Origin of the sequence: Bacillus sp. FSL R5-0603 (assembly GCF_038050295.1) — a bacterium.
GTDB lineage: Bacteria > Bacillota > Bacilli > Bacillales > Bacillaceae > Bacillus > Bacillus subtilis.
Genome location: NZ_JBBOYP010000001.1, coordinates 268,296 through 279,651 on the forward strand (window position 1 = coordinate 268,296; position 11,356 = coordinate 279,651).

7 protein-coding genes are annotated in these 11,356 nt (G+C 48.5%); 2 read left to right on the forward strand and 5 right to left on the reverse strand.

Annotated elements, in window-relative coordinates; translation table 11 throughout:
- Positions 1 to 50: 50 nt before the first annotated feature.
- Complete coding sequence (ffoR, locus tag NYE56_RS01360; protein WP_160244292.1) at positions 51 to 1,061, forward strand: ferredoxin--NADP(+) reductase; 1,011 nt, start codon at positions 51 to 53, stop codon at positions 1,059 to 1,061.
- Positions 1,062 to 1,091: 30 nt separating this feature from the next.
- Here ffoR and cobA read toward each other — a convergent pair whose 3' ends face one another.
- The 5 genes from cobA to nasB all read right to left on the reverse strand — a co-directional run bounded on the left by cobA (position 1,092) and on the right by nasB (position 9,948).
- A complete protein-coding gene (gene cobA, locus NYE56_RS01365; RefSeq protein WP_341283349.1) occupies positions 1,092 to 2,543 on the reverse strand; it encodes a uroporphyrinogen-III C-methyltransferase in 1,452 nt (483 codons plus the stop codon).
- Between the two features lie 60 nt (positions 2,544 to 2,603).
- The gene (gene nirD, locus NYE56_RS01370; protein WP_160221330.1) at positions 2,604 to 2,924 is read right to left on the reverse strand and encodes a nitrite reductase small subunit NirD; all 321 of its coding nucleotides are present in this window, start codon (positions 2,922 to 2,924) and stop codon (positions 2,604 to 2,606) included.
- Positions 2,925 to 2,955: 31 nt separating this feature from the next.
- On the reverse strand, positions 2,956 to 5,373 hold the full coding sequence (gene nasD / locus NYE56_RS01375; RefSeq protein WP_341283350.1) for an NADPH-nitrite reductase: 2,418 nt from the start codon (positions 5,371 to 5,373) through the stop codon (positions 2,956 to 2,958).
- A 120-nt stretch (positions 5,374 to 5,493) separates the two neighbouring features.
- The gene (nasC, locus tag NYE56_RS01380) at positions 5,494 to 7,626 is read right to left on the reverse strand and encodes an assimilatory nitrate reductase catalytic subunit NasC (protein WP_341283351.1); all 2,133 of its coding nucleotides are present in this window, start codon (positions 7,624 to 7,626) and stop codon (positions 5,494 to 5,496) included.
- 6 nt (positions 7,627 to 7,632) lie between these two features.
- On the reverse strand, positions 7,633 to 9,948 hold the full coding sequence (gene nasB, locus NYE56_RS01385) for an assimilatory nitrate reductase electron transfer subunit NasB (protein ID WP_341283352.1): 2,316 nt from the start codon (positions 9,946 to 9,948) through the stop codon (positions 7,633 to 7,635).
- A 179-nt stretch (positions 9,949 to 10,127) separates the two neighbouring features.
- On the opposite strand from nasB, the gene NYE56_RS01390 reads away from it, so the two are divergent.
- On the forward strand, positions 10,128 to 11,333 hold the full coding sequence (locus tag NYE56_RS01390) for an MFS transporter (RefSeq protein ID WP_341283353.1): 1,206 nt from the start codon (positions 10,128 to 10,130) through the stop codon (positions 11,331 to 11,333).
- The last annotated feature ends 23 nt before the right edge of the window (positions 11,334 to 11,356 follow it).

Consider the following 11,356-nt stretch of genomic DNA (forward strand, 5'->3'; position numbering starts at 1 on the left):
CATTCTCAATTAAAATGATTTGATATAGATGTGAACGGGAGGCAGGACGGATGGCTGAGAATCAAGAGGTATATGACGTTACGATAATAGGGGGCGGGCCGATTGGGCTGTTTACTGCTTTTTACTGCGGGATGCGGGAGCTGAAAACAAAGGTAATCGAATTTTTGCCGAAGCTCGGAGGGAAGGTGTCTTTATTCTTTCCTGAGAAAATCATTCGCGATATCGGCGGCATACCGGGGATTGCGGGAAAACAGCTGATCGAGCAGCTGAAGGAGCAAGCGGCAACGTTTGATCCTGATATCGTATTGAATCAGCGTGTGACCGGGTTTGAACGCCTGGATGACGGCACCATTGTACTGACGGGTTCTGAAGGGGAAAAGCACTATACAAGAACTGTGATTTTGGCTTGCGGCATGGGTACGCTTGAGGTCAATGAGTTTGACAGCGAGGATGCGGCCCGATATGCGGGCAAAAATCTTCATTATGGAGTGGAGAAGCTCGATGCGTTTAAAGGGAAACGCGTGGTGATATCAGGCGGCGGAGATACTGCGGTCGATTGGGCTAATGAGCTTGAACCGATTGCGGCGTCTGTGACTGTCGTTCATCGGCGTGAGGAATTCGGCGGAATGGAAAGCAGCGTGACGAAAATGAAGCAATCATCGGTGCGGGTGCTTACTCCTTATCGGCTGGAGCAGTTGAGCGGCAATGAAGAGCGCATCCAAAAAGTGAAGATTTGCCATACGGAGACTGGCCAGAGGGAAGAGATAGCGGTTGATGAACTGATCATTAATCATGGCTTCAAAATTGATCTCGGGCCGATGATGGAGTGGGGGCTGGAGATTGAGGAAGGCAGGGTGAAAGCTGACAGACATATGCGGACGAATCTTCCGGGCGTGTTTGTGGCGGGCGACGCGGCTTTTTATGAAAGCAAGCTGAGATTGATTGCCGGCGGATTTACGGAAGGCCCGACAGCAGTCAACAGTGCTAAGGCTTATTTGGATCCTAAGGCTGAGAATATGGCGATGTATTCAACCCATCATAAAAAATTGGTGAATAAATAAAACAGCCCTTGAAAAAAGGGCTGCCAGCCATCAGCTGTGAAGGAGCTTTTTCTGAGTCTGTTGATTCTGAATGAAAGCTAGCAATTCATCCTGTTCTTGTACAGCTGTGAATCCATAAGCTTCGGCAGCTGAGTCATCGCCTATACAGACGATAGGGGGCCGGCTTGCTGACGGTTCCGGCAAAATGCCAATTTGTTCGCCACCATTGATCAATTGCTGAACGGACAGCTTGTTTGGGCAAATGACCATGTGCAGCGGGGATTCACTGATGGTACGCTGAATCATGTGGGTGAACCGGTCATCTATGACGTTTTCATGAGTGATATAAAACGAACAGGATTCATGCTTTTGCATGAATTCCACTGCATGGCGGCTCCCAACAACCAGAGTTTTTTCTGAATCAGGCTCAGTGGTGGAGACGAGAAAGCCCCGTTTCTCAAGCTCTGTCTTTGCTTGCTCAGATGCTGCACTCAGTTTGGCTGTCAGCTGGCGGATGTCGATTTTCTGAGAAGCCAGTGCTCTGAAAAATTCACAAACTGCCCGGCGCGATGTGAAAAAAACGTCTTCAAAGGTGCCAATCTTTCGAAGAATGTCTTCATTGACAGGCATGTTTTCGGTCCGCCATTTCGGCCACTCGATGACATCGGCGCCGGAATGGCGCAGCTTGTCTGCAAGCGGGTCTTCATCTTCGCCATGAGTCACAACCATCAAATGCCGTCCGATGAGCGGTTTGCTTTCAAACCAGCTGTGTGTTTGAAAGTTGACGATGTCTCCGATGACGATAATCGCGGGGTTTGTAATCTGGTGTTCCTGCACTTTTTGCTGAATGTTCTCAAGTGTTCCTTTCACACTCCGCTGGCGGCCCCACGTTCCCCATTGGATGACAATGACAGGGACAGAAGGTGATTTCCCGTATGAAATAAGCTGCTGGCAAATATAAGACAAGTTCTTGACACCCATGTAAAAAACAAGGGTTTGAACGCTTCGGGCAAGCCCTTCCCAGTCAAGGTTCGGCGTGCCTTTTAATGATTTATCATGCGCTGTAATCATGGCAAAAGACGATGCGAAATCCCGATGCGTGACGGGGATGCCCGCATATAGCGGCGCTGCAATTCCAGAGGTGATTCCCGGCACCATTTCATAGCGAATGCCGTGCTCATGAAGAGCATCTGCTTCCTCGCCGACTCTGCCGAATACGCTCGGATCTCCGCCCTTCAAGCGAACGACGGTTAGCCCATTTAATGCTTTTTCAACCAGCAGGGCGTTAATTTCTTTTTGTTTCATAAAATGGCGGTCTGGCAGTTTTCCGCAATAAATAAACTGGCAGTCCGGTGATGCAAATTCGAGCAGCTTCGGGTTGGCGAGCCGGTCATATAAAATCACATCTGCTTCCTCGAGCGCCTGTTTTCCTTTGATGGTGAGCAGGCCTGGGTCGCCGGGTCCGGCTCCCACGAAATATACGATTCCGTTCTTCATGATCATGTCATCCTTCCGTCACTGTAAAAAATGAAGGACCACTAGAAAAGTGATCCGGTCTTTTGATCAATATACGAGATAAACATGTTCTCCTTCGATCAGCGTTTCATATGTTTTGACGCATCCGTGGTCAGGTTCTTGGACGATTCCGTCTTTTAAGGAAATTTTCCAGTCATGCATCGGGCAGAAAACATATTCACCGCTGACGATGCCTTCTGCCAGGACGCCGCCCTTATGCGGACAGCGGTTTTCGATGGCGCGGATGCTTCCGTCTGAAAGCTTGAAAACCGCGAGCTCCTTATCTTCAATATACACTGTTTTGCCTAATTGTTCAGGCAATTCTTCAATTTTTCCGATACATACTTTTGTTACGTCTTTGTTTACCATGTCCATTCCTCCTCAATGATTGTTTTTGTCATTATGATGTGGTCACGACATTTTCAAATAATTCTTTCGAGGTTTGTTTATCCTCTAAAAAGTCTTTCCACGGATCCTTGTGGACAGAGAGTGTTTCATTCATTCGATCGTTCAGCTCCTGCCGCTTTTCCGGATCGTTTAACACGGATTGGACATGGGATAAACCGACGCGCTCAAGCCATGCGGACGTACGCTCCAGATAGTTTGCGGTTTCCCTGTAATATTGCAGGTAAGCGCCTGCGTATTCTAAGACTTCTTCATTTGTTTTCACCTTCATCAGCAAATCGCCGGCACGCAAGTGGGTTCCGCCGTTTCCGCCGACATAAAGCTCCCAGCCTCCGTCGATGCCGACAACGCCAAGGTCCTTAATGCCGGATTCCGCACAGTTTCGCGGGCATGCAGACACGGCCATTTTGACTTTGTGCGGCGTGTTCAGCCCTTCGAATTTTTTCTCAAGCGCAATGCCCAGTGCCATGGAGTCTTGTGTGCCGAAGCGGCAGAATTGCTCGCCTACACATGTTTTCACTGTGCGGAGCGTTTTTCCGTACGCGTAGCCCGACGGCATATCAAGATCTTCCCATACCTTCGGAAGGTCTTCTTTTTTCACGCCGATAAGATCAATTCGCTGGCCGCCTGTCATTTTCACGAGCGGGATCTCATATTTGTCAACGACATCGGCAATCTTGCGCAAATCTGTGGAGTTGGTCACGCCGCCGTACATCCGAGGAACGACTGAGTATGTTCCGTCTTTTTGAATATTGGCGTGCATTCGTTCATTAACAAAGCGGGATGTCCGGTCATCCTCGTATTTGGTTGGATTGATCATGCCTAAGTAGTAGTTCAGAGCGGGCCGGCATTTGGAACAGCCTTCTGGCGTTTTCCAGCTGAGCACGTTCATGACTTCTCTTGTATGTGACAGCCCTTTGGCTTTGATTTCTTCTACGACTTCATCTCTCGACAATGTGGTGCAGCCGCAAATGGCTTCTTTTTGCGCTGACGCATCAAAGTCTGATCCGAGCGTATGCTGGAGGATTTCTTCTACGAGCGGCTTACAGCCTCCGCATGAGCGGGATGCGCCGGTGCATGCTTTGATTTCGTCCGTTGACGAGCAGCCCTTTTCCTGTATGGCTTGAATAATCGCACCTTTTGACACGCCGTTGCAGCCGCAGATGATTTCATCGTCGCTCATCGCTGCGGTTATGCTTGTGCCTGCTTCTTGGTTGAGAGGCTGTAAGATTGATATTTTAGAGGTTTCAGAGATATCGGCTTCTTTTTGAATCATAGAAAACAGGCGATTGCCTTCGCTGCTGTCGCCGAATAAAACAGCACCGACTATTTGATTGCCTCTCAGGACGATTTTTTTATAGATGCCGTCCTGCTCATCGAAGACTTTAATCGCTTTTTTCTCTTCTGATTCGTTAAAGTCACCGGCAGAGAAAACCTCGACGCCTGATACCTTTAACTGTGTGGAGAGAACGGAGCCCTCATACGGTTTTGTTTCGATGCCGCAAATATGCTTCGCCAGAACTTTTGCCTGTTCATAGAGCGGCGCCACAAGCCCGTAGGCGATTCCGCGGTGCTCGGCACATTCGCCAACCGCGTAAATGTGCGGGATTTCAGTCTGCATATAATCGTTGACGATGATGCCGCGGTTAACCGGAATGCCGCTCTCGGCGCCGAGTGTTGTATTCGGGCGGATGCCGACAGCCATGACGACTAAATCGGCTTCAATGCTTGTGCCATCTTTGAAGCGAAGGCCTTCGACACGGTCATCACCGACAATTTCTTCTGTTTGCTTTTCAAGTAAAAAGGTCATACCTTGTTTTTCTAACTCGTTTTGCAGCAGGCGTCCTGCCGTTGCATCAAGCTGGCGCTCCATCAGGAATGGGGCAAGGTGGATGACGGACACATCCATGCCAAGATTCAGCAGTCCGCGAGCTGCTTCCAAACCAAGAAGTCCTCCGCCGATGACGGCTGCTTTTTTATATTGTTTTGACGCGGCGAGCATTGTGTCTGTATCTTTTATATCCCGGAAAGCTGTGACGCCTTTTTTGTCTGCGCCCGGAATCGGAAGGATAAAAGGGACCGAGCCTGTCGCCAGGATCAATTCATCGTAAGGCTGGATTCTGTCTGCATCTGTGATGACTGTTTTGTTTTCCGTGTCCACTTTGATGACTGTTTCATTTGTATACAATTGAATGTTGTTTTCTTCGTACCAGTCCCAATCGTTTAACGTAATATCTTTAATATCTGTATCGCCTTGAAGCACTTTTGACAAAAGGATTCGGTTGTAATTGGGATGCGGTTCGGCACCGAAAATTGTGATCTGAAACTCGTCTTTAGCAACACTCAGTATCTCTTCAATGGCCCTTACCCCGGCCATTCCATTTCCAACAAGAACTAGCTGTTTTTTTCCCATCAGATGATCCGCTCCTTATCAATGTTTTTTCCAGCGTAGCACAGCAAAAAGGAATATTTAAGATACATGTTATAAAATGTAACAAAATATACGAAAAGTTCTAAAAATTTTATGAAAAATTTAAATAGGTCTGATTCGGACGGCGCATACCTTAAAGCCGGGCATTTTACAGGCTGGATCTAAGGCTTCCCCGATTAAATCATTCACATTTTGAGCGTCTGCCCAATGGATGGGAACAAAAACAGTATCTTTTCTGATTTGTTCTGATAATTTGCTGCGGACGGTGATGCTTCCCCGCGGCGATTCTATTTTTACCAGTACACGGTCCTCGATATTGTAGGTCGCTGCTGTTTGCGGATGGATTTCCATAAACGATTCAAAATGTCTCGCGGCAAGGGAGGCGCTTTTTCTTGTTTGGACGCCTGTTAAGTAGTGAGACATGACTCTGCCTGTCGTTAAATAAAGCGGATAATCGGCTGTCGGCTTCTCTTTTGGAACAGGCGGTTCGTTTGGAATCACACTTAATTCCGCTTTTTGATCCGGATGAGCAAATGATTCTGTAAACAAGCGCCCAGTTCCGGGATGATCAGATTCCGGACACGGCCAATGAATGCCGCCTTCACGTCTGAGCCTGCCGTATGAGATGCCTGAATAATCGGCAATCCCGCCTCGGCTCGCTTCTCTCAATTCATTAAAAATATCCTCCGCTGACGTATAAGAAAAGTAGCGGCCCTTGCCGAGAGCGGATGCGAGATCACAAATGATCTGCCAATCATGCTTTGCTTCGCCGGGACATGGCCGGCTTGCTTCTCTTAATGTCACGCGTCCTTCTACATTTGTCATGGTGCCTTCATCTTCTAAGTAAGAGGAGGCGGGTAAAATCACATCTGCGTATTTCGCAGTCTCAGAAATAAACAAATCGATTGCAACAAAGAATGTCAGTTTCCTTAAAGCCTTTTTCACGAGATTCGCATTTGGGCTGGAGACAGCAGGATTGGAGCACATGAGGAACAATCCTTTGATGTCGCCGTCATTGATTTTTTCCATCATTTCATAGGCTGAGACACCTTTTCGCGGCAGATCATCCTGATGGATTCCCCACACTTTCGCAACATGTGCCCGGTGTTGTTCGTTTTCAATAGATCGATAGCCCGGAAGCTGATCGGCTTTTTGGCCATGCTCTCTTGCACCTTGCCCGTTGCCTTGTCCGGTGATCGCCCCGTAACCTGAGTAAGGTTTGCCGATTTTTCCTGTGATCAGCACCATGTTTAAGAAGCCTTTCACAGCCGCTGTTCCATCGGTTTGCTGTTCAATCCCGCGGGCTGTAAACAGCATGCCGGACGTTTCCTTGGCAAACTTTACAGCAGCTTTTCTTATATCCACCAGCGGGACACTCGTCTGTTCGGCGATGTCATTCAGGTCCAACGAGTCAGTATGCTGCTTCAGCTCTTCGAATCCATTTGTTCGTGATTGAATGAAATCCTCGTTTATAAGCTGTTCGTCAATGATGATTTTGACGAGACCGTTGGCAAGGGCGGCGTCTGTGCCGGGTTTGATTTTCAGATGAAGATCGGCGATTTTTGTTGTTGCTGTTTCACGCGGATCAATGGCAATGATGTAAGCTCCGTTTTCTTTCGCTTTTTCAAAATATGGCATAATCGTAGGCTGGCACTCCGCGATATTGGTGCCGGCAAAAATGATCACACGGGTGTGGGGAATGTCTGATAAGGGATTCGTTAAGCCTCTGTCCGCGCCGAATGTTTGGTTGGCTGCGGTTGCTGCGGCGGACATACAAAGCCTCCCGTTGTAGTCGATGTATTTTGTCTGTAAGCCCACCCGTGCGAATTTCCCTAACAAATACGCCTCTTCATTTGTAATCGAGGCGCTTCCGTATACCGCCATGGCATCATGGCCGTGTTCTGCTTGGATCATTGTCACTTGGTCTTTCATGTAATTCAATGCTTCTTCCCAGGAAACAGGGATAAACTCGCCGTTTTTCTTCAGCAGAGGGCGGGTGATGCGAGAGGAGTTCAAGGCATGCTGGTGAGCATTCATGCCCTTCATGCATAGCCGGCCCTGTGTTGTAGGATTATCAATCCCGATCGCAGTGTACTTTTTGCGCGTGACGATGGTTTGTTCCACGAGCTGCATTTTGCACTGCATGCTGCAAAACGGGCATTGGGTGTCATATGTTTTTTCTGATTGGACGTCTTGCTGTTTATCACGGAAATATCTAAGCAGTCGTTCAGTCAAAATGCCTCATCCTTTCTTATATGCGCCCGTCTCTACAGTCGGGTTTTGAATCAGTGACAGATCTGTTTGGAGGCTTTCCAGCAGCTGTGCCCTTAGGTCTTCTTCGAATAGCACTTCTCTGATATGAACGATCCCGAGACGGTCTATCCACTGATGAACAACTTCTAAGTAATGAGCCGTTTCCCGATAATACTGGCTCAGTCCTTTGATCATGCTGGCAGTGCTGTCTTCGTTCTCAGTCACGCAAAACAGAGCTCCTGAACGGGCATGAGTTCCCCGGACGCCGCCGATGTGAATGTCCCAGCCAGCTTGTGTCCGAATTGCGCCGACATCTTGCAGGGCGGCATCGGTGCAGTCTGTTTCACATGATAAGCTGATAGAAATGGGAGCGGGTAAGGGAAGCGTCTCAAGTTGTCTTTCGATTTGGGCTGCCAGCTGCTGAATCGATCGATTTTGCCCGCATGTACATGCTTTGATGCTTTGCAGCGCGTGTCGGTGTTCATTGGTGTAAACGGGCATCTTCAGGTCTTTTTTTATGTTCGGGAGATCCGCAGGCTTGATCCCGGAAAGCTTCAGCCTTTGGCCGTGAGTGATGGATACGTCGGAAATGCTGTATGCCTCAATGATGTTGGCGATGGTTCTTAGCTGCTCCGCGTTTGTCCGCCCGCCGTACATTTGCGGAATCAGGATGCATGTCTCTTCAGTGGCTGGCTCAGGCTGGAAAAACCCAGGGTACAGCATTTCCAGATAGTATTGAATCGCAGGAACACAAGTACTGCATCCTTTTTTTGTTTTCCAGTCAAGCTGGTTCATCACTTCTGCCGGATTAGTGAATGGCCTGCGCTGAAGCTCAGCGATGATGTCGTCTTCTGTAAAATCAGTACAGCTGCAAAACGAAGGTGTGCCGGCGGGCTTCGTATATTCGCTGTTGGTCATGTACCTCAAAAGGTCTTCAACGAGCGGTTTGCATCCTCCGCAGGACCCAGTGGCTTTGGTGCAGTGCTTGACTTCCTCAACAGTTGTTAAGCTATTCGTGTGCACCGCGTCTTCAATCGCGCCTTTCGTCACTGTGTTGCATTGACAAATCGTTTCACTGGAAGGCATGGATTCAAATAAAGGGCCGCTTGTCTCCGGTTCGATGATCTGCTTTTTGACAATGGAGATGTCTCGTTGTTTAAGCAGGCTGTCGAGAAGCCGCTGCTTGTCACTGGTGTCTCCGAATAAAATAACGCCGGCCAGTTTGTCATCTACAAAAAGTGCTTTTTTATAAACACCTGCTTGTTCGTCGTAGATTTTGATGCTCGTCGTGCGTTCATCCTCTTGGATCTTTCCTGCTGACCACACATCGATTCCAGCTATTTTTAACGCCGCAGATGGTGCTGAGCCTTGATATTCCTCACATGGAATGCCGCAAATATGACTGGCGAGCGCTTTTCCCTGCTCATAAAGCGGAGCCACCAATCCGTACACCGTTCCGTTATGCTCAGCGCATTCACCAACGGCGTAGATATTCGGTTCGCTTGTCTGCATGAAGTCATTCACAATGATCCCGCGGTTCACTTTGATTCCAGCGGATACAGCCAATTCAATATTCGGTCTGACGCCGGCCGCCATCACAATCAAGTCTGCTTTTAATGAAGAGCCATCTTTAAAATGAATTCGGTCTGCCTTCGTGGTGCCGGAAATGGAGACGGTGTCTTTCTCCAAAAGAAAGGTTAGGCCTTTTTGTTCCAGCTCAATTTGCAGCAGCCGTGCCGCTGTTTGATCGAGCTGTTTTTGCATAATGCCGGCGGAGTGGTGAATGACGCTGACATCCATACCGAGATGCTGTAAACCGACTGCAGCTTCCAGTCCTAATAAGCCGGCTCCGATTACCGCAGCCTTTTGAAAGTGCTGGGCCATCTTCATCAGCGCTTGGCAGTCTTCTATTGTCCGAAATCCATAGACACCTTTTTTGTCTGCCCCGGGGATAGGGAGAATATGAGGGGAGGAGCCTGTTGCCACAATGAATTTGTCATAAGACAGGATGCGCTTGCGATCCGTTATGACCTGCTGCTGATCTGTATCAATTTGAATAACCGTTTCGCCTGTGTAAAGCGTGATCCCGTGCTTGTCGTACCAATCCTTGCTGTTCAGTGTAATGTCATCGAGTGACGCTTCACCCTGCAATACAGAGGATAAGAGAATGCGATTGTAATTGGGATGCGGCTCGCTTCCGAAAATGACAATCTCAAACATGTGGCGATTCAGCTTTAATACTTCTTCAATACAGCGGATTCCGGCCATGCCGTTTCCCGCTAACACCAATCGTTGTTTCTTCATGTATCAGACCTCCTTTGGCGAAGCTCGTAAGTTTTCTCCTATTAAAAATTATGTCACAATGCACTGTTAACGCATTAAACGTGTCACAAAAACTTACACATGTCTTTTCCAGAAAATAATGGTCCTATATCCTTGATTCAGAAAATGTAAAATAATGAGGGTCTAGAAAGGGGAATCTTATGAAGCTGTCGGAACTGAAAACTAGCGGTCATCCACTCACGTTGCTCTGTTCCTTTTTATACTTTGATGTCAGTTTTATGATATGGGTGATGCTTGGGGCGCTGGGTGTTTATATTTCTCAGGATTTTGGCCTGTCTCCTTTTGAGAAAGGGCTTGTCGTAGCTGTGCCGATTTTATCTGGATCTGTGTTTCGTATCATTCTTGGTATTTTAACGGACAGAATCGGACCGAAAAAAACGGCAGTGATCGGGATGCTGGTGACAATGATTCCGCTGCTTTGGGGGACATTCGGCGGCCGTTCCCTGACTGAACTGTATGCCATCGGGATTCTGCTTGGCGTGGCGGGGGCAAGCTTTGCTGTAGCGTTGCCTATGGCCAGCCGCTGGTATCCGCCTCATTTGCAGGGACTTGCGATGGGGATTGCCGGAGCTGGGAACAGCGGCACGTTGTTTGCTACCCTGTTTGGCCCTCGTCTGGCAGAGCAGTTCGGCTGGCACATTGTCATGGGAATTGCGCTTATTCCATTATTGATCGTCTTTATTCTTTTTGTATCCATGGCAAAGGATTCTCCTGCACAGCCGGCTCCGCAGCCGCTCAAAAGCTATCTGCATGTGTTTGGGCAAAAGGAAACATGGTTTTTCTGCCTGCTGTACAGCGTGACATTTGGCGGATTTGTCGGGCTCTCAAGCTTTTTATCTATTTTCTTTGTTGATCAATACCAGCTGTCAAAAATTCACTCGGGCGACTTCGTTACATTATGTGTGGCGGCGGGGAGCTTTTTCCGGCCTGTCGGGGGCTTGATTTCGGATCGTGTCGGCGGCACGAAAGTTCTTGCTGTACTGTTTGTCATCGTGGCACTGTGTATGGCCGGAGTCAGCAGCCTGCCATCTCTCTCAATGGTCATTGTTCTATTGTTTGTCGGAATGATGGGGCTCGGAATGGGTAACGGTGCAGTATTCCAGCTCGTGCCGCAGCGTTTTCGCAAAGAAATTGGCATGGTGACGGGAATCGTCGGTGCGGCCGGAGGAATCGGAGGGTTTTTCCTGCCGAACATCTTAGGATCTCTCAAACAGATGACAGGCACATATGCTATCGGTTTTATCACGTTTTCCTGTATCGCGCTGCTGGCGTTTGCACTTGTGCTTGCCGCAGGCTATTACTGGCGGAAAAGCTGGAGCGCGGAAAGCAGCCCGGCGGATGTTTAGGATTTTGACGGACACGCGTTTGT

Excerpts from the sequence above, each read along its gene's own strand:
- cobA (WP_341283349.1), bottom strand. The coding sequence starts at position 2,543 with ATGATCATGAAGAACGGAATCGTATATTTCGTGGGAGCCGGACCCGGC.
- nirD (WP_160221330.1), bottom strand. The coding sequence starts at position 2,924 with ATGGTAAACAAAGACGTAACAAAAGTATGTATCGGAAAAATTGAAGAA.
- NYE56_RS01390 (WP_341283353.1), top strand. The coding sequence starts at position 10,128 with ATGAAGCTGTCGGAACTGAAAACTAGCGGTCATCCACTCACGTTGCTC.
- nasB (WP_341283352.1), bottom strand. The coding sequence starts at position 9,948 with ATGAAGAAACAACGATTGGTGTTAGCGGGAAACGGCATGGCCGGAATC.
- nasD (WP_341283350.1), bottom strand. The coding sequence starts at position 5,373 with ATGGGAAAAAAACAGCTAGTTCTTGTTGGAAATGGAATGGCCGGGGTA.
- ffoR (WP_160244292.1), top strand. The coding sequence starts at position 51 with ATGGCTGAGAATCAAGAGGTATATGACGTTACGATAATAGGGGGCGGG.